Source organism: Achromobacter mucicolens (assembly GCF_029866465.1).
GTDB lineage: Bacteria > Pseudomonadota > Gammaproteobacteria > Burkholderiales > Burkholderiaceae_B > Achromobacter > Achromobacter mucicolens.
The window spans coordinates 4994424-5012105 of sequence record NZ_CP123364.1 but is presented as its reverse complement, the minus strand read 5'-3'; the positions used below and the strand labels follow the sequence as shown (position 1 = coordinate 5012105).

The following is a 17682-nucleotide window of genomic DNA, read 5'->3' as shown; positions in this document are numbered from 1 at the left end:
CGGTCGATACCGACGGGAGAACCTACTGAATGAGCGACAACGATCAAGAACTGCTGGCGCGCTGCGCCGCCATCGGCACCAGCACCTGGGCCGATGCGATGGATACGCTGGGCATTGCCGGCGTGGTGCAGGGCATTGAGCGCCGGGGCGGGCAAGGCCGCATCGCTGGCTTTGCGGTCACCGCGCGCCACGTCTGGGGCGGCCTGGGAGACTTCGACCGCGCCGATTTCGCGGTGGGACGCCTGGTGGCCGCCACAGGCCCCGGGCGCGTGCTGATGGTGGACGCGGGGGGGACCTGCATTTCCACTTTCGGCGGCATTGCCTCGTTGGCCGCCTCGCGGCGCCAGGCAACCGCTGTCGTCATCGATGGCGCCTGCCGCGACGTCGATGAAATCCGTGCGACGGGATTGTGGCTGGCGAGCCGCCATGTCACCCCGTTGACCGGCAAGACACGCCTGCGCCTGCAGGCCATGGGCGATCCCGTCACCATCGGCGGCGTGCGGGTCGCCGAGGGCGATCTCGTCGTTGGCGACGACACCGGGCTGGTCGTTGTGCCGCGCGCGCGGTTGCAGGATGTGCTGGCGGCGGCGAAGCACGCGCTGGAGGTGGATGAGCGGGTGGAGCGCGGCATTCGGGACGGCCTGTCATTTGCTGAGGCCGCCGCCGCGGCCAACTACATTCCCGCCAGCGCCGGAGGCCGTGCGTGACTGCCCGCTACGAGGTGGTGCAGGTCACATCGCTGGGCGCCGCGTTCGATGCGCGTCTGGCCGCCCATTACCGTGTCCTGCAGGCCTGGCGGGAGCCGCTGGGCCTGGCGGCATTTGGCGACGAATTGGCGGGGCCGCGGGTCGCGGTGACGTCTGTCCGGCATGGATTCACGCAGCCGATGTTCGACGCGTTGCCGAATCTGCAGGCCGTGTGCAGCTGGGGGGTGGGTTACGACACCCTGGACCTGCGCGCCGCTGCCCACCGGCGCATCGGGATCAGCGTCACCCCCGACGTGCTGGACGACTGCGTCGCCGATCTGGCGTGGGCGCTGATGCTTTCGGCGGCCCGGCGTACCGCCGTGGGCGACCGCTACGTGAAGACGGGCCAGTGGCGCGCCATCGGGCAATTTCCGGTTGCGACCCGCGTATCAGGCAAGCGGCTCGGCATCCTGGGACTTGGCCGCATCGGTGAAGCGATCGCCCGCCGGGGCGCGGGCTTCGACATGCAGGTGCGCTATCACAATCGAAGCCCCAGGCCGCAGTCGCCATACCCCTACGAAGCATCCCTGGTGGACCTGGCCGCGTGGGCCGACTTTCTGGTGGTGGCCTGCGTGGGCGGGGCCGCCACGCGGCATCTGGTCGATGCGCCCGTCATTCGCGCGCTGGGCCCGCGGGGGATTCTGGTCAACATCGCGCGCGGCAGCGTCGTGGACCAGGCGGCGGCGCTGGCGGCGTTGCGCTCGGGCGAACTGGGCGGCGCCGGCCTGGATGTGCTGGAGCAGGAGCCCACCGATGCCGCCGATTTTGCCGATCTGGACCAGGTTTCCCTTATGCCGCATGCGGGCAGCGCCACGCACGAGACGCGGGCCGCGATGGCGGATCTGGTTTTCGATAATGTCGCAGCGTTTCTGCGCAGCGGCGCGCTGCTCACGCCGATCGCCGACCGGGAGATGCAGGCATGACCCCGGCTGCGCTGCGGGCGGCGTTGACGGCCTGCCTGGGCGAGGCGAACGTGCTGACGGGCGCGGATGCCCAGCCCTATTTGACCGATTGGCGCCAGGCCGTGACGGGCCGGGCCATGGCGGTGTTGCGGCCAGGCGATACCGGCGAAGTCGCGCAAGTCGTGCGTCTGTGCGCGGCAGCCGGGGTCCCGATCGTCCCGCAAGGCGGCAACACCGGACAGGTGGCAGCCGCCACGCCGGACGTCAGCGGTTCTGCCGTGGTGCTGTCGCTGGCGCGCATGAACCGGGTGCGCGCTCTGGATCTGGAAAACGACACCATCACGGTCGAAGCGGGTTGTGTGCTGCAGTCGGTGCAGGCGTCTGCGCGCCAGGCGGGCCGGCTCTTCCCGCTATCGCTGGGGGCGCAAGGAAGCTGCACCATTGGCGGCAATCTGGCCACCAACGCGGGCGGCACGCAGGTGCTGCGTTACGGGAACACGCGAGAGCTTGCACTGGGACTGGAAGTCGTCACCCCGCAGGGCGAGATCTGGCATGGCCTGCGCGGCCTGCGCAAGGACAACACGGGCTACGACTTGCGCGATCTGTACATCGGCAGCGAGGGCACGCTGGGCATCATCACCGCGGCGGTGCTCAAGGTGTTTCCGTTGCCGGTCGCGCAGCGAACCGCGCTGATCGCCGTCGCCAGCCTTGAGCAGGCACTGCAACTGCTGCAACGCGCCCGCGCGGGCTTTGGCGCCGGACTGACCGCATTTGAAGTGATGTCGGCGGCGTGCCTGCGTGACGTGGTCCAGGCTTTCCCGCAGCAGCGCCTGCCATTTGCCGATCTGCCGGCGGACGCATGGTGCGCGCTGCTTGAGCTATCGGACAGCGAGGACGAAATGCACGCGCAAACGCGGCTGGAGGCCGTGCTGGCGGCCGCGCTGGAGGCCGGCGAGGCGCTGGATGCGGCAGTGTCGGTGTCCGGCGCGCAAAGCGCCGCATTCTGGCACCTGCGCGAGAGCATCACCCTGGCGCTGGCCAAGGCCAGCGCGTGTGTCAAACATGACATCTCGCTGCCCGCCTCACGCATCCCTGCCTTTGTGCGGGCCACCGACCATGCCTTGGCCACGGCGTTTCCCGGCGTGCGCATGCGCGTGTTCGGCCATCTGGGGGATGGCAATCTGCATTACAACCTGCTGCCGCCGCAGGGCGTGCCGGAATCGGCGATCCAGCGGCTGGTCCACGACCGCGTGCACGAGGCCGGCGGGTCTATCAGCGCCGAGCAGGGGATCGGCCAACGCCGGGTGCCCGACCTGGAGCGATACAAGAGTCCGGTGGAACTGGACCTGATGCGGCGCATCAAGCATGCACTGGACCCGCAAGGGCTGATGAATCCCGGCAAGGTGCTGTCCGCCTCGGCAGATCGCGCCTTGGCGTAGCGCGCCACGACTGCGCGCACCATTTCAATGACGGCCTTCCGGCCCAATGACATAACAACTGGAGACAAGAAAATGTTGCTGATGAGCAAGACCCTCGCGCGCGCCGCGCTGTCCGTTGCCGGCCTTTGCGCCGCTTTGCCGGCATGGGCCTGGCCCGACCGGCCCATCGAACTGGTGGTCGGGTTTGCACCCGGCGGCGGCACCGACCTGACGGCCCGTGCCTTGGCCGTCTTCCTGGAAAAGGAACTGGGCACGACCGTTGTCGTCCAGAACAAGCCGGGCGCGTCCAGCGCGATCGCCCTGTCCTACGTGGCGCGCGCCAAGCCGGACGGCTACACGCTGGCGATGACGAACATGCCGGGGCTGGTGTCGCTGCCGATCGAGCGTCAGGCGGGCTTCACCGGCGATGACTTCACGTACCTGGCCAACCTGGTCCGCGACCCCAGCGCGTTCAGCGTGGCCAGCGACAGCCCGTACAAGACCTTGCCGGCGTTGATCGCCGCCGCCAAGGAACGGCCGGATGCGGTGAGTTATGGATCGACGGGCGTGGGCACCGACGATCATCTGGCGCTGGTGTTGTTCCAGGCGCAGACGGGCACCAAGCTCAATCACGTTCCGTACAACGGCGCGGGCCCGTTGCGCAGTTCGGTGCTGGGGGGGCATACTGTCATTGGCGGCCTGAATCTGGGCGAGGTCATGCCCTACAACGGCAAGAATATGCTGGTGTTGGCGCAGGCCAGCGAAAAGCGGTCGCCGCTGGGCCCGGATGTGCCCACGTTCAAGGAATTGGGCGTGAACCTGGTGTTTGCCTCGGAACGCGGCATCGTCGGACCCAAGGGCCTGCCCGCCGACGTGTCGGAAAAACTGCGGCAGGCGCTGGGCAAGGTGGCGGCCAATCCGGCGTTCCAGACCCAGATGAAGCAGCAGTTCACGGAAATGGACTACGTGGACGGGCCGCAGTGGCAGGAGCGCCTGAAGGGCGACGATGCGCGACTGCGGCAGATCTGGGCCCAGACGCCCTGGGTGGAGTAGCCTGCGCGATTACGCCAGCGGCAAGGTCAGCACGCCTTGCGGGGCCGGGCGCATCATGACTCGCCGATACCACGCCGATAGCGCAGGGGTATCGGGCCGTTCAATCGGCATGGCGAGCCATCGATGCGCGGCCGCGACCAGCGCGATGTCGCCCATCGTGAGATGACGGCCCACGATGAACTCGCGGCCTTGCAGGGCCTGGTCCAGGATCAGGGCGCGCGCGTTCGAGCGCTGGACGGATTTCTCGATGGCTGCCTTGTCGCGCTTTTCTTCGGGCGTGCGGATCAGGCCCAGAAATGCCGGCCCCATGGCCGGCTGCCATTCGGTCGCCTGCCAGTCCATCCAGCGGTCGGCGTCGGCGCGCAGGCAGACATCCTCGGGCCACAGCGTGCCCACGCCGTAGCGTGCCGCCAGGTAGCGCACGATGGCATTGGACTCCCAAAGGATGAAGCCGCCGTCGTCGATGACCGGCACCAGGCGGTTGGGATTGAGCTTTGCCGCGTAATCGTCGGTGTCGACCACGCCGTAGGGGCCGCCTGCCTGGACAAAGGTGTGCGGCAGCGCCAGCTCGCGTACGGCCAGCATTACTTTTTGAACGTTGACGGATGTCAGGCGTCCCCAGATCTTCAACATAGCCAATCCTTTCAAAGGTCAGGCCGGCGGCAGGTGCCGCCGCGCAAAGCCGCTGTCGCGCCCGAAGCGCGTCCAGTCGAATGCCGGCCCGGGGTCGGTCTTGCGGCCCGGGGCGATATGTTCGTGTCCCTGGGCGGCCACCAGGGGATAGCGCGCGCGCAGCGTGTGGGTCAGCTTGCGCAACGACGCGTACTGCTCGTCAGTGTAGGGCAGCGTGTCCGTGCCTTCCAGTTCGATGCCGAGGGAAAAATCGTTGCAGCGCTCGCGTCCCGCAAAGCGCGACACACCGGCGTGCCAGGCGCGCCGGTCCGTGGAGACGAATTGCATGATGCCGCCGTCGCGGCGAATGAAAAAGTGCGCGGACACGCGCAGCCCGCGCAGGCGTTCCAGCCAGGGATGCGAGCCGTAGTCGAGCGTGTTCAGGAACAGGCCCGCGACTTCAGGGCCGCCGAACTTGCCCGGCGGCAGGCTGATGTTGTGCAGGACCAGCAGCGAGACCTGCGCGCCCGCGGGGCGCGTGTCGCAGTTGGGTGAGCGCAAGAGGGAAATGCCCGGCGCCGGCGCCAGCCAGCCATGTCGATCCAGGAGCAAAGGCATAGGGAGGGAGCGAGTAAAGATTCCGGCGCCCATTATGCCGTGGGCCCGCCGATTGCCCTATCCGGCCACTTGGCCCGCCCGCACGAATGGGGCTCAGCGCTTGGCAGGGCCCAGGCGCGCGTGGTCGGCGCTGCACCAGGTCTGGCCGTTCTGCAGCAAGGCCTCGGAGCGGGGCAGATGGATGCCGCAATGGGCGCAGCGCACCATGGACTCCAGGACGGGCGGGGCTGCGTCGGCCTGCGCCTTTTTCTTCGGGCCGGCCTGCCGCTGGGCGGCCATGCGGCCGGCGACGCGGGCAACAAACAGGACCAGGATGATCAGAACGATCCAGAAAAGCAACTTGCCCACGTCAGCCTCGATGCAGAATCATTTCCAGCACGAACCGGCTGCCGGTGTAGGCCAGAATCAAAAACCCGAAACCCGTCAGGGTCCAGCGCAGGGCGACGCGGCCGCGCCAGCCCCAGATGTGCCGTCCGGCCAGCAGCACCCCGAAGGTCAGCCAGGACAGCAGTGTGAAAACGGTTTTGTGGTCGAACGGCAGGATCTTGCCGGTCAGCTTCATGGAGGCGATCGAGCCCGAGCCCACCGCCAGCGTCAGTACGACGAACCCGATCCAGATGATGCGGAAAAGCAGTTGTTCCTGCACCAGCAGCGGCGGTTGGGAATCGAGCACGCGCCCGATGATGCTGCGTTCGGCCGGCGCGTCCAGGGGACGGTGCAGGTGGCGGTCCAGGAGAGCCATCATCATGGCGTGCAGGGCCGCGATGGTGATGAGCCCGTAGGCAGCCAGGGCGATCAGGAGGTGCACGCGCAGCCAGGCGTCGTTGGCATGCGGCACGAATTGCCCTTGGGGGAAGATGGCGGCAAGCCCGCTGGCGATGGCGGCGGCGGGCAGCAGCAGCAACTGCAGGCCGTCGATGCGCACGAGCAGGCTTTCCACCCAGAACACCACCATGCCCAGCCAGACGGCGGCGGACAGGGCGAGTGCCCATCCGATGAACAGATGCTGGGCGCCCAGCATCGATTGTTGCAGCCCGATTCCATGGAGAACCAGGGCGCCCAGCAGGCACAGACGGGCTATTTTGCCGGTCTGTTCCACTTCCTTGGCGCCGGCCAGGCGGATCCAGAGCGACCCCCCGAGCACTGCGTACGCCAAGGCAGCCGCTGTGTGAAATACAATGCCTAGTGACATAGAAACCGTTGTCTGGATGGGGCCTTTGGGGTGCACGTCACCCGAAAGCGCAGAATCCGCGCCTGCGGCCACCGTTCAATCGACTAGTTTAAGCGGAAACGCCTCTCATGCTCGATAACCTAACTCAACGCCTGTCGCGTGTCGTCAAGACGCTGCGCGGGGAAGCCCGCCTTACCGAGGCCAACACGCAGGAGATGCTGCGCGAAGTGCGCATGGCGCTCCTGGAAGCCGACGTCGCGCTGCCGGTCGTTCGCGACTTTGTCGCGCGGGTGAAGGAAAAGGCGCTGGGCGAAGAAGTCGCCGGCAGCCTCAGCCCGGGCCAAGCGCTGGTCGGCGTCGTCCACAAGGAACTGACCGCCCTCATGGGCGGCGACCTGGGCGCCGACGCCAACGAACTGTCGCTCGCCGTCCAGCCGCCAGCCGTGATCCTGATGGCGGGCTTGCAGGGCGCCGGCAAGACCACCACCACCGGTAAGCTGGCGCGCTGGCTCACCGAGGGCCAGCATACCCAGCACGGCCGCAAGACCGGCAAGAAAAAAGTGCTGGTGGTGTCCGCCGACGTCTATCGTCCGGCCGCTATCGACCAGTTGAAGAGCGTGGCCGCGCAGGTCGGCGTGGATTTCCTGCCTTCCGACCCCAGCCAGAAGCCCGAAGACATCGCGCGCGGCGCCGTGGATCACGCCCGCCGCCATCATTACGACGTGCTGATCCTGGATACGGCCGGCCGTCTGGGTATCGACGAGGCCATGATGCGCGAAATCCGCGCGCTGCATGACCTGGTCAAGCCGGTGGAAACGCTGTTCGTGGTGGACGCGATGCAGGGGCAGGACGCGGTCAACACCGCGCGCGCCTTTGCCGAAGCGCTGCCGCTGACCGGCGTCGTCCTGACCAAGCTGGACGGCGATGCCCGCGGCGGTGCGGCCCTGTCGGTGCGCCACGTGACGGGCAAGCCGCTCAAGTTCGTCGGCGTGTCCGAAAAGCTGGATGGCCTGGAGCCCTTCTATCCGGACCGCATGGCGCAGCGCGTGCTGGGCATGGGCGACATCGTCTCGCTGGTTGAACAGGCGCAGAAGAACATCGACATCGCCGAGGCGCAGAAGCTTGCGTCCAAGATCAAGTCGGGCAACAAGTTCGACCTGAACGACTTCCGCGACCAGCTCGGCCAGGTGAAAAAGCTGGGCGACATGGGCTCGCTGCTTGAAAAGCTGCCCGCCCAGTTCCAGCAGGCTGCGGGCCAGTTGCAGGGCGGCCAGGCTGAAAAGCAGCTTCGCCGCACCGAAGGCATCCTGAATTCCATGACGGCCGCCGAACGCGCCAAGCCCGAACTCATCAAGGCCTCGCGCAAGCGCCGCATCGCGGCCGGCTCCGGCGTGCCGGTCCAAGAGGTCAACCGCCTGCTGGCTCAGTTCGAGCAGATGCAGGGCATGATGAAGCAGATGAAAAAGGGCGGCATGGCCAAGATGATGCGCGCCATGGGCGGCATGAAGGGCTTGGGCCGTTTTGGAATGAAGTAAAAAAATGGCCAGACGTTGCGTCTGGCCAAGCAATCGCGGCGGGCAGGGGGCGCCGCGCCGCGACACAAGCCGGGGAACGCATGGGTGTCCCCCGGATTGTCGGAATGCAGGCCGCTTACGACAGCGGCGGGATGCGCAGCACCTGGCCCGGGTAGATCTTGTCGGGGCTGGTGAGCATGGGCTTGTTGGCTTCGAAGATCAGCGTGTTCTTGGCGCCCTGGCCCTTGCCGTATTGCGCTTCGGCGATCTTCCACAGGTTGTCGCCCTTTTGCACGGTGTACATCTTGGCTTCCGGCGTGGCCTGCTTGACCTGCAACTGGTTGTCCACCGCGGCCACGCCCACGGTGTTGCCCAGCGCCAACGAAATCTTCTCGGCCTCTTCCGTGCTCAACGCCTGACCGGCGACCGTGACCTTGTCGCCGTCCACCGTGATTTGCAGGCCATCCGCGTTCAGGCCGTGCTTATCGAGCTCTTTCTTCAATTCTTCCGCCGTCGCGGCCTTGGCCTCGCTGGCGCCGAAGAGCTTTTCTCCAACGTCCTTGATGAAATTGAGCAGACCCATAGTGTTTCCTTTTATCGATGTTGCGGTGAGAAAACCTGCGTGCTCCAAAGGCGCCTGCCGGGGGCAGGGCGGCGCGACAGAAACGATTATGACTCGCACATTTGCCGTACGACGAGAGGGCGCGGTGTAACAGGTTGCTAGCCCCTTGCCAGACTACGCAACAATGCTGGCACCTTCGCAGGACGTTGGTATCCGCGGATGTACGCCGCCTCATGCGCGGGGCGGCATGCAAAAAGGCCGCTGTATGTCAGCGGCCTTCAAGGTGACGTGCGATGCGGCGCCGAAGCGCTGCAAACATAGCGGTCAGCCGCCGCCCACCGCCACGACGATTTCGATCTGGTCGCCGTCGGACAACGTCGTCTGCGCGTGCTGGCTCTTGGGCACGATTTCGCCGTTGCGTTCGACGGCCACGCGCTTGCCGGCATAGCCCAGCGTGTCGAGCAGTTCGTTCACAGTCGTGTCCAGCGGGAACTCGCGGGCGTCTCCGTTCAGGGTGATATGCATGACAGGGGTCCTCACTGTTTGGCGTAGTCGTCGGTGGCGGCGATCAGGCGCGCCAGCGTGCCGGGTTCGTCGAAGGCATGGCCGGCATCGGGCACCAGATGAAAGTGCGCCTCGGGCCACGCGCGGTGCAGGTCCCACGCGGTGCGCGCGGGCGTGCACACGTCGTAGCGTCCTTGCACGATGGTGCCCGGGATGCCGCGCAGCTTGTGCGCGTCGCGGATCAGCTGGCCTTCTTCCATGAAGCCGGCGTTGAAGAAATAGTGGTTCTCGATGCGCGCGAAGGCCAGCGCCGCGCGGTCGGCGGCATGGCTTTGCTGGTGGCGCGGGCTGGGCAGCAGCGTGATGGTGCTGTCTTCCCATTTGCTCCAGGCCTTGGCGGCACGCAGTTGCTCGGCGGGGTCGCTGCCCGTCAGGCGCTTGTGGTACGCCGCGACCAGGTCGCCGCGCTCGGCTTCGGGGATCGGCGCCAGATACCCTTCCCAGCGGTCGGGAAACAGCCACGATGCGCCTTCCTGGTAGAACCACTGGATCTCGGCGCGCCGCAGCCCGAAGATGCCGCGCAGCACCAGCTCGCTGGTGCGCGCCGGGTGCGTCTCGGAATACGCCAGCGCCAGCGTCGACCCCCACGAGCCGCCAAACACCAGCCACTTGTCCGCGCCCATGACTTCTTCGCGCAGGCGCTCGATGTCTGCGACCAGATGCCACGTGGTGTTGTTGTCCAGGCTCGCGTGGGGATGCGAACGGCCGCAACCGCGCTGATCAAAGAGCAGCACGTTGTAGCGTTGCGGATCGAACAACTGCCGGTGCACGGGCGAGCAGCCGCTGCCGGGCCCGCCATGCAGGAAGACGGCGGGCTTGCCGTTTGGGTTGCCGCACATTTCCCAATAGATCTGGTGTCCGTCTCCGGTGTCCAGCATGCCTTGACGGTAGGGTTCGATCGGCGGATAGAGCATCAGGCGGCTCGCTTGAAGATCAGGTCCCAGACGCCGTGGCCCAGGCGCAGGCCGCGTGTCTCGAATTTGGTGAGGGGGCGGTAGTCGGGGCGCGGCGCGTAACCGTCCGCGGTGTTCTTCAACAGCGGCTCGCCGCTCAGCACTTCCAGCATCTGCACCGCGTAATCTTCCCAGTCGGTGGCGCAGTGGATGTAGCCGCCGGGAGCGATGCGGCTGGCGAGCAGCGAGATGAACGCGGGCTGGATCAGGCGGCGCTTGTGATGGCGCTTCTTGGGCCAGGGGTCCGGGAAGTAGATGTGCACGCCGGCCAGGGAATCCGGCGCGATCATGTCGCGCACGACCTCCACGGCATCATGCTGGATGATGCGCAGGTTCTGGATGCTGGAGTCTTCGATGCGGCGCAGCAGCGAACCGACGCCGGCGTTGAAGACTTCCACGCCCAGGAAGTTGTCGCCAGGCCGGGCGAGGGCGATCTTTTCGGTGGTCTCGCCCATGCCGAAGCCGATTTCCAGCACCGTCGGGGCCTGCCGTCCGAAGGCGGCGGCCGGATCCAGGCGGCGGGGGGCGTAGGGAATGGACCATTGGCCCATCAGACGCTCCAGCGCGGCAAGCTGGCCCTGCGTGATGTGGCCGCGACGGTGCACGAAGCTGCGGATGTGGGTGGCGCCGGGGCTGTTGGGCGCATAGGCGGCGCTGGCCAGCGCCGCCTGCGTTTCGGCGGAGACGGCGGCGTGCGCAGCGGCGTGCGCAGCGGCGGCGTGCGCAGCGGCGGGCGCAGCGGCGGGCGCAGCGGCGGGCGCAGCGGCGGGCGCGGCAGGGTTCACGCCGGGCTGGGTCGACGCGTCTGCGGCGGTGTCTGCAGGGGGGCTGGCGGGGGTGTTCGTGGGGCTATTCGTATTCATAGGCGGGATTGTAGTGGCAGGCTTGCCCGCGCGGAGCCGGTCAGAAGGACTAAAATAGGGACACATTTGTCCCGCTTACCTGCGGCTATAGTTTCAGCCCGGTTTCCCTGTGCTGTAGTCCTTTTTCATGAACGTTGCCCGGATCGACCTCGTCACGCTCGCCCTGTTTGTCTCCGTGGCTCGCCAGGGAAGCATCTCGGCCGGCGCGCGCCAGTCGCATCTGGCGGTGGGCGCGGCCAGCAAGCGGATCTCCGACCTGGAAGCGGCGCTCGGGTCGCCCCTGCTCTACCGCAATGCCGCCGGCGTTGAACTGACCGACGCCGGCCAGGCGTGCCTCGCGCACGCGCTTCGCGTGCTGCAGGAAGTGGAACAGATGGCCGGCGCGCTGTCGGACTTCGCGCAAGGGGTGCGCGGGCAGGTGCGCATCGCCGCCAACACCTCGTCGCTGACGCAGTTCCTGCCCGAGGACCTGGCCGCTTTCATGGACGAGCACCCCGCGGTGCGGATCGACCTGGAAGAGCAGAACAGCATCGACATCGTCACCGCCGTGCTGGAGAACCGCGCGGACATCGGCGTGTTTGCCGATCGCACGGCGGCAGATGGCCTGGCGACCTTCCCTTACCGCCTGGACGAACTGGTGCTGATCGTGCCGCAACGCCACCCGCTCGCGGCCGAACCGCAGGTCGCCTTCGCGGACACGCTGGCCTACGACTACGTGGGCCTGCCGCCCGCGACGTCGCTGGCCACGCGCCTGTCCGAGGAAAGCGGCCGCATGGGCCGGGCGATGCGGCTGCGCATTCAGGTGCGCAGCTTTGACGCCATCTGCCGCATGGTAGCGGCCACGCGCGGCGTGGGCATCCTGCCGCGCATTGCCGCCGAGCCGCACGCGCGATCCATGCCGATCCGCCTGATTCCGCTGACCGACGAATGGGCACGCCGCTGGCTGCTGCTGGGCGTGCGCGACGCCGACACCCTCACCGTGGCCGCGCGGCTGCTGCTGGCCCATCTGCGCGGCGAGCGCTGAGGGTTAGCCCGGGGTTTCTCGTTCCGGGAATGCCCCTTTCCCCGATTGTCCATTCCGCATCCTGACGTTTTGCGCGCACACTGCCGCCCATCATTACCGTAGGACGCGCCTGGGAGGCGATATGGCAGGGCAGATTCTTGCCGGCATTCGTGTGCTGGAACTGGGACAACTCATCGCAGGGCCTTTTGCGGCCAAGACCCTGGCCGACTTTGGCGCGCAGGTCATCAAGATCGAGCCGCCGGGCCAAGGCGATCCGCTGCGCAAATGGCGCCTTCTGCACGAAGGCACGTCGGTGTGGTGGGAGGCGCAGTCGCGCAACAAGCAGTCGGTCTGCGTGGACCTGCGCCAGCAGGAAGGCCAGGACATCGTGCGCATGCTCGCGCGCGAGGCCGACGTGCTGATCGAGAATTTCCGCCCCGGCACGCTGGAAAAGTGGGGCCTGTCGTGGGAGGCGCTGCACGAACTGAATCCGCGCCTCATCATGCTGCGCATCTCGGGCTACGGCCAGACCGGCCCGAAGGCGCGCGAACCGGGCTTTGCGGCGATTGGCGAAGCCATGGCGGGGCTGCGCTACCTGAACGGCGAGCCGGGCCGCGCGCCGGTGCGCGCCGGATTGTCGCTGGGCGACACCATTGCCGGCCTGCACGGCGCGCTGGGCGTGATGCTGGCGCTGTACCAGCGCGATGCGCGGGGCGGCGTGGGGCAGGTGATCGACACCGCGCTGTATGAAAGCCTTTTCAATCTCAGCGAGAGCCTGCTGCCCGAGTATTCGGTGTTCGGCGCGGTCCGCGAGCCTGCCGGCGCGTCGCTGCCCGGCATCGCGCCCTCCAATGCCTATCCCTGCCAGGACGGCTATGTGCTCATCGCCGGCAACGGCGACGCCATCTACACCCGCTTGATGGCACGCATCGGCCGTGACGACCTGGGGCAGGATCCGGCGCTGGCGCACAACGACGGACGCGCGCGCCGCGTGGACGAGATCGACGCCGCCATCGGCGCGTGGACGCAGCAACGCCAGATCGACGACGTGCTGGCCGCGATGCTGGAAGCGGGCGTGCCGGCCGGCCGCATCTATTCCGTGGCCGATATTGCCAAGGACCCGCACTACCGCGCCCGCAACGCCATTACGTCGATGGAATCGGCCGCGGGCGTGCAGGTCGAGATGCCCGCCGTCTTCCCGTATCTGTCGTCCAACCCCGGCGCGGTGCGCAAGCGCGCGCCGACGCTGGGCGAACACACCGACGCGGTGCTGGCGTCCGCTGGCCTGACTGAAGCACAGCGCGCCGCGCTGCGCGCCAAGGGAGTGATTGCATGAACCAGGGACCCGCCCGCATCGAGATCAACGAGGTCGGCCCGCGCGACGGCCTGCAGATCGAAAAGACCCTGGTGTCCACCGACGACAAGGTCGCCTTCGTGGACGCGCTGTCCGATTGCGGCTTCGCGCGCATCGAGGTCACCAGCTTCACGTCGCCCAAGGCCATTCCCGCCCTGGCCGACGCCGTCGACGTCATGCGGCGCATCAGCCGCCGTCCCGGCGTGATATACACCGCGCTGGTGCCCAACGTGCGCGGGCTGGAACGCGCGCTGGAAGCCGGCACCGACGAAATGAACCTGGTCATGTCGTGCAGCGAGACGCACAACCGCGCCAACCTGCGCATGACGCGTGACCAGTCGTTTGCCGAGCTGTCGCAGGTGCTGGCTGCCGCGGCGAACGCCGGCGCGCCTTGCAACGTGTCCTTGTCGACCGCTTTCGGCTGTCCCTTCGATGGCGACGTGCCTCCCGGCACGGTGCTGGACCTGGCCGCGCGGCTGGTCGATGCGGGCGCTGCCGGCATCACGCTGTGCGACACGACGGGTATGGCGTTTCCGACGCAAGTGGGGGCGCTGTGCGAACAGGCCGCCGCCCGCCTGCCGGCCACGCCGCTGACCGTTCACTTGCACAACACGCGCGGCATGGCGCTCGCCAACGCCATCGCGGCCTGGCAGACCGGCATCACCCGCTTTGACGCGGCGGCGGGCGGCCTGGGCGGATGTCCTTATGCGCCGGGCGCCAGCGGCAACGTCAATACCGAAGAACTGGTCCACATGTTCGCGTGCATGGACGTGCAGACCGGCGTGTCGCTGGAACCGCTGCTCGCTATTGTCCGCAGTCTGCCAGGCCTGGTTCAGCGAGATCTGTCCAACGCGCTGTTGCAGGCGGGCCCCAGGCTGGCCTTGCATGCGCCGCCGGCGTGGCTGGCGGAACGGTTTCCGGCCGGCGCCTGATTGATCGGCCGTTTTTCAGCAGTACCTGCAGTACCTGACACCACCCACAGATAACAATACCCAGGAGACAACGCATGGCCTCTTTCCGCCTGCCCACCGCCCTGCGCGCCAGCGCCGCCTTTGCCCTGACCTTTGCCGCCGGCGCCGCCAGCGCGCAGGCCGATTTTCCGAATCGCCCCGTCACGCTGATCGTGTCCGCCGCGCCCGGCGGCACCACCGACATCGCCGCCCGCCTGATCGCCCAGCCCTTGGGCGCGGCACTGGGCCAGAGCGTCGTCGTCGAGAACAAGCCCGGCGCGTCGGGCGGCATCGCCGCGCAGGCCGTGGCCCGCGCCAAGCCGGACGGCTACACGCTGCTGCTGCAATACTCGGGCTTTCAGGTCATCACCCCGCACGTGACGCCCGCCGCCGGCTGGGATCCCATCAAGGATTTCTCGCCCGTCGCCAACGTGCTGTCGGCGCCGCAGGTCGTGGTCGTGCGTCCGGACCTGCCCATCAAGTCCCTGAAGGAACTGGTCGCTTACGCCAAGGCCAACCCGGGCAAGCTGAACTATGCGTCGTCGGGCAACGGCTCGCTGCAGCAGGTCGCCACGGAGCTGCTCAACCAGATGGCCGGCACGCAGATCACGCACATTCCCTACAAGGGCACGGGTCCCGCGCTGAACGATCTCTTGGGCGGCGCCGTAGACATGACCATCACCACGCCGCCGCCGCTCCTGGGCCAGATCGCCGCGGGCAAGCTGCGCGCGCTGGCGGTCACGGGCAACGCCCGCCTGCCGTCGCTGCCCGACGTGCCCACGGCCGCCGAAGCCGGCTACCCCGACCTGATCGTCTCGTCGTGGTTCGCCATGTATGCGCCCAAGGACACGCCCGCGCCGGTCGTGGACAAGATCGCCGGCGAGATCCAGAAGATCATGAAGACCGACGAGTTCCGCAAGAAGGCGGCCGAGCAGGGCGCCGAGGCGACGTTCATGGGGCCGAAGGACCTGGGCGCCTACACGCAGACCGAACTGGACCGCTGGGGCAAGGTGGTCAAGGCGGCCAACATCACGGCGAATTGATCGCTGAGGTTTAGCGGTGCAGGGCGGTTTACCGCCGCCCCGCCCGAAAAAAAGCCGCGCTATAATCGCCGCTCTGCCCGGCCCACGGCCGCGGCACGACACCCGAGCGGGTGTAGTTCAATGGTAGAACGGCAGCTTCCCAAGCTTCATACGAGGGTTCGATTCCCTTCACCCGCTCCATCAATCCCCAGCAAGCTCCCATCCCCGCGACGCGAATCCTTCGATTCTGCCGCGTCGGCGTTTCATTCCCTGCATCGATTCAATGCCCCGCGTGCGGATGTCCGCGTTGGCGTGCGCTGAGATGTTCCCAAGCGCGCCTTGCGGTCAGGCGGGGCGGTGACACACGGCCTCGACGTTGTAGCCGTCGGGGTCCAGGATGAAGGCACCGTAATAGTTGGGGTGGTAGTGGGGCCGCAATCCCGGCGGGCCGTTATCCCGCCCGCCGGCGGCCAAGGCGGCGCGGTGGAAGGCGTCGACCTCGTCCCGGCTGCGGGCGCGGAAGGCCACATGCACGCGCGGGGTGCAGGGCGTGCCTTCATGGATCCAGAACTCGCCGCCCGGGTTGCCAGCATCGGCGGGGGCGCCGGCGCCAAAGCCCATGTCGGTCTCGAAAGTCTTGCGTGGCACATAGCCCAAGGCCGCCAGCGCGCTCTGGTAGAACGCGCGGCTGCGCGCGAAGTCGCTCACGTGGATGGTGATGTGGTCCAGCATGCACTGCTCCTTCAGCAAGGCGGCCCCCCCGGGCCGGAGCGATCAGCATAGGCCATGGGGGCGGGCAAGGAAGCGATGTATCGCAAGTCGAGGCGACTGCATGGGGCTGGCGCGGCGGTCGCTCACACCTGCGCCATGCCGCCATCCACAAACAGCTCGACGCCATTGACGAAGCTGGCCGCGCAATCGCCACGTCACGCACCGGCTGCGCGTGTTCATTGATTGGCTCGTGGCGCAACTTCCCGCGCGGCTTGGGGATTGAGCCAGGCTGCCGGGGCATTCTTCATTACCTGGCGCGTGGGTACGCGCAGGAAAATTTCCATCGATCCATTTCGATTTTGTGGTTCGTTTCGCGCAATTGAGGTCTGTCCTGCCCTCAATCAATGGACCGCCATTGAAGGGCACTAATGGCTGACAGCGGCTGGTAAAACGACGTCGAAAATCGATGGCGAAGCGTTCCTTGTCTTCGCCGTCATGAGGGGAATCCGAGTCGGCCTTTTTGCCGCAAGGGACCCGCCATCGACTTCGTTACTGGGGAGTGCTGATTCCATGTTGCGCCAGCGTGCGTTCCTTTTGTTTGGCATGCCGGCATGACGCTGGCTCCCCTCCCGCTGCTTGAGCGCCTGCGCGTCGACGGCGTCATTCGCGCTGACCACCATGCGGCGGCGCTGCTTAGGCTGCAAGCGCTGCCGCAGGCGCCCTTCATGACGCTGGGCGGCGCCCTGGTCTGGCTGGCGGCCGAGGGCATCCTGTCCGAACTGGATCTGGATGAGATGTTCGAGTTGGCCGTGTCCGAGGGTACTGTCGACCGCAACGCGACGCGTCGCCAGGCCCTGGCAGAGATGGAAGCGTTGTGCCAGCGCGGGATTGACAATCACGTCGCCCGTTTGGCGCGGGGCAGCCTGCTCCAGGCCATTTTTTCGGGACGGCGCTGGGCCTGGCTGATGGCCATTGCCGGGGCGGCCGCCGCGGTGACGCTACTGTAGCGGCAGGCGGTCCTGCCGCTTGCCGCGGCGCATCAGAAGCTGGGCTTTCTCGACTGGCTACGCTGCACAAACTCGATCCGTGCATTCGTCCATGCCGGGTCAACCATCTGGATGCTGACGCCGCTGTATTTCAATACCGCCTGCGTCATGTCGTTCGAGCAGCCCATGCCGGGATTCGAGCTGGGCTTGGCGCACCACTCCATATTCAGGTCGTTGGGATAGTTGGACTGGCGGCCATACTTCTCCAGCGCCGCCTTGCCCATCGCTTCCTTGTTGGCCGGGGTCCAGGGCAGTTCATAACGGATCTGCGACACCGCGAGCGGGCGTTGCTGGTCGACGGGCACGCGCGGTTCGAAGTGGACGATGAATTTGATGCCGTCCTTCTCGTAGCTGAAATTCATCGGCATCTTGGAGTTCGTGACGGGGTTGTTCCTCGCGTAGCCGATCCGGATGTCTTTCTTGCCGACATGAAAATTCTTGGCGGCGGCGGCGAGCGCTTCGTCAAAGTCCATGCCGGTCTTGACGCCGGCAACGTCGAACTCGCGGGCATCGACGGAGCGCTGTGAGGCGGCGTGCGCGGGCAGAACGGCGGCGGCGCCGAGCGCCGAGATGAGGAGGGCAGCTTTCAACTTCAACATAAAGATCCTTATCGAATGGCG

20 protein-coding genes and 1 tRNA gene are annotated in these 17682 nt (G+C 67.1%); 11 read left to right on the top strand and 10 right to left on the bottom strand.

Annotated elements, in window-relative coordinates; translation table 11 throughout:
- The first annotated feature begins 29 nt into the window (after window positions 1–29).
- From QEP15_RS22810 to QEP15_RS22795, 4 genes are all read left to right on the top strand, one after another.
- A complete protein-coding gene (locus tag QEP15_RS22810) occupies window positions 30–707 on the top strand; it encodes an RraA family protein (protein ID WP_175156148.1) in 678 nt (225 codons plus the stop codon).
- Complete coding sequence (locus tag QEP15_RS22805) at window positions 704–1669, top strand: 2-hydroxyacid dehydrogenase (protein WP_280148129.1); 966 nt, start codon at window positions 704–706, stop codon at window positions 1667–1669. Before QEP15_RS22810 ends, QEP15_RS22805 begins: the two co-directional genes overlap by 4 nt.
- Window positions 1666–3087: an FAD-binding oxidoreductase gene (locus QEP15_RS22800; RefSeq protein WP_280148128.1), complete on the top strand. Its 1422-nt coding sequence runs from the start codon at window positions 1666–1668 to the stop codon at window positions 3085–3087. Before QEP15_RS22805 ends, QEP15_RS22800 begins: the two co-directional genes overlap by 4 nt.
- An 81-nt stretch (window positions 3088–3168) precedes the next feature.
- Window positions 3169–4119, top strand: a complete 951-nt coding sequence (locus QEP15_RS22795; protein WP_280148127.1) for a tripartite tricarboxylate transporter substrate binding protein — start codon at window positions 3169–3171, stop codon at window positions 4117–4119.
- A gap of 9 nt (window positions 4120–4128) precedes the next feature.
- Here the strand turns inward: QEP15_RS22795 and QEP15_RS22790 are convergent, their stop codons facing one another.
- The 4 genes from QEP15_RS22790 to QEP15_RS22775 all read right to left on the bottom strand — a co-directional run bounded on the left by QEP15_RS22790 (window position 4129) and on the right by QEP15_RS22775 (window position 6541).
- A complete protein-coding gene (locus tag QEP15_RS22790; protein WP_175156145.1) occupies window positions 4129–4752 on the bottom strand; it encodes a glutathione S-transferase family protein in 624 nt (207 codons plus the stop codon).
- A gap of 18 nt (window positions 4753–4770) precedes the next feature.
- Window positions 4771–5349 (bottom strand): 1,6-anhydro-N-acetylmuramyl-L-alanine amidase AmpD, encoded by a 579-nt coding sequence (gene ampD, locus QEP15_RS22785; RefSeq protein WP_280148126.1) that lies wholly within the window; start codon window positions 5347–5349, stop codon window positions 4771–4773.
- A gap of 93 nt (window positions 5350–5442) precedes the next feature.
- Window positions 5443–5697 (bottom strand): PP0621 family protein, encoded by a 255-nt coding sequence (locus tag QEP15_RS22780; protein ID WP_280148125.1) that lies wholly within the window; start codon window positions 5695–5697, stop codon window positions 5443–5445.
- 1 nt (window position 5698) lies between these two features.
- Window positions 5699–6541: a cytochrome C assembly family protein gene (locus QEP15_RS22775; protein WP_062839871.1), complete on the bottom strand. Its 843-nt coding sequence runs from the start codon at window positions 6539–6541 to the stop codon at window positions 5699–5701.
- A 107-nt stretch (window positions 6542–6648) separates the two neighbouring features.
- Here QEP15_RS22775 and ffh point away from each other — a divergent pair, with 107 nt between their 5' ends.
- Entirely contained in the window at window positions 6649–8055 is a 1407-nt protein-coding gene (gene ffh / locus QEP15_RS22770) for a signal recognition particle protein (protein WP_056324911.1), read from the top strand.
- 115 nt (window positions 8056–8170) lie between these two features.
- Here the strand turns inward: ffh and lysM are convergent, their stop codons facing one another.
- The 4 genes from lysM to trmB form a co-directional block, all read right to left on the bottom strand.
- Window positions 8171–8617: a peptidoglycan-binding protein LysM gene (gene lysM / locus QEP15_RS22765; protein WP_056324913.1), complete on the bottom strand. Its 447-nt coding sequence runs from the start codon at window positions 8615–8617 to the stop codon at window positions 8171–8173.
- A gap of 303 nt (window positions 8618–8920) precedes the next feature.
- Entirely contained in the window at window positions 8921–9121 is a 201-nt protein-coding gene (thiS, locus tag QEP15_RS22760; protein ID WP_063954630.1) for a sulfur carrier protein ThiS, read from the bottom strand.
- A gap of 11 nt (window positions 9122–9132) precedes the next feature.
- A complete protein-coding gene (gene pip, locus QEP15_RS22755) occupies window positions 9133–10074 on the bottom strand; it encodes a prolyl aminopeptidase (protein WP_062839872.1) in 942 nt (313 codons plus the stop codon).
- The gene (trmB, locus tag QEP15_RS22750) at window positions 10074–10976 is read right to left on the bottom strand and encodes a tRNA (guanosine(46)-N7)-methyltransferase TrmB (RefSeq protein WP_280148124.1); all 903 of its coding nucleotides are present in this window, start codon (window positions 10974–10976) and stop codon (window positions 10074–10076) included. The genes pip and trmB overlap by 1 nt, the downstream gene beginning before the upstream one ends.
- Before the next feature lie 127 nt (window positions 10977–11103).
- On the opposite strand from trmB, the gene QEP15_RS22745 reads away from it, so the two are divergent.
- The 5 genes from QEP15_RS22745 (at window position 11104) to QEP15_RS22725 (ending at window position 15506) form a co-directional block, all read left to right on the top strand.
- Window positions 11104–12000 (top strand): LysR family transcriptional regulator, encoded by an 897-nt coding sequence (locus QEP15_RS22745; RefSeq protein WP_175156144.1) that lies wholly within the window; start codon window positions 11104–11106, stop codon window positions 11998–12000.
- A 121-nt stretch (window positions 12001–12121) separates the two neighbouring features.
- Window positions 12122–13315, top strand: coding sequence for a CaiB/BaiF CoA transferase family protein (locus QEP15_RS22740; RefSeq protein WP_152382695.1), 1194 nt, complete (start codon window positions 12122–12124; stop codon window positions 13313–13315).
- A complete protein-coding gene (locus QEP15_RS22735; RefSeq protein WP_152382694.1) occupies window positions 13312–14265 on the top strand; it encodes a hydroxymethylglutaryl-CoA lyase in 954 nt (317 codons plus the stop codon). The genes QEP15_RS22740 and QEP15_RS22735 overlap by 4 nt, the downstream gene beginning before the upstream one ends.
- A 74-nt stretch (window positions 14266–14339) precedes the next feature.
- Window positions 14340–15326: a Bug family tripartite tricarboxylate transporter substrate binding protein gene (locus tag QEP15_RS22730; RefSeq protein ID WP_280148123.1), complete on the top strand. Its 987-nt coding sequence runs from the start codon at window positions 14340–14342 to the stop codon at window positions 15324–15326.
- Window positions 15327–15432: 106 nt separating this feature from the next.
- Window positions 15433–15506, top strand: a tRNA-Gly gene (locus QEP15_RS22725).
- 144 nt (window positions 15507–15650) lie between these two features.
- Here QEP15_RS22725 and QEP15_RS22720 read toward each other — a convergent pair.
- Window positions 15651–16037 (bottom strand): VOC family protein, encoded by a 387-nt coding sequence (locus tag QEP15_RS22720; protein ID WP_280148122.1) that lies wholly within the window; start codon window positions 16035–16037, stop codon window positions 15651–15653.
- Window positions 16038–16627: 590 nt separating this feature from the next.
- Between QEP15_RS22720 and QEP15_RS22715 the strand changes: the two genes are divergently transcribed.
- Complete coding sequence (locus QEP15_RS22715) at window positions 16628–17023, top strand: hypothetical protein (protein WP_280148121.1); 396 nt, start codon at window positions 16628–16630, stop codon at window positions 17021–17023.
- 32 nt (window positions 17024–17055) lie between these two features.
- Here the strand turns inward: QEP15_RS22715 and QEP15_RS22710 are convergent, their stop codons facing one another.
- On the bottom strand, window positions 17056–17661 hold the full coding sequence (locus tag QEP15_RS22710; protein ID WP_280148120.1) for a hypothetical protein: 606 nt from the start codon (window positions 17659–17661) through the stop codon (window positions 17056–17058).
- Window positions 17662–17682: the final 21 nt, after the last annotated feature.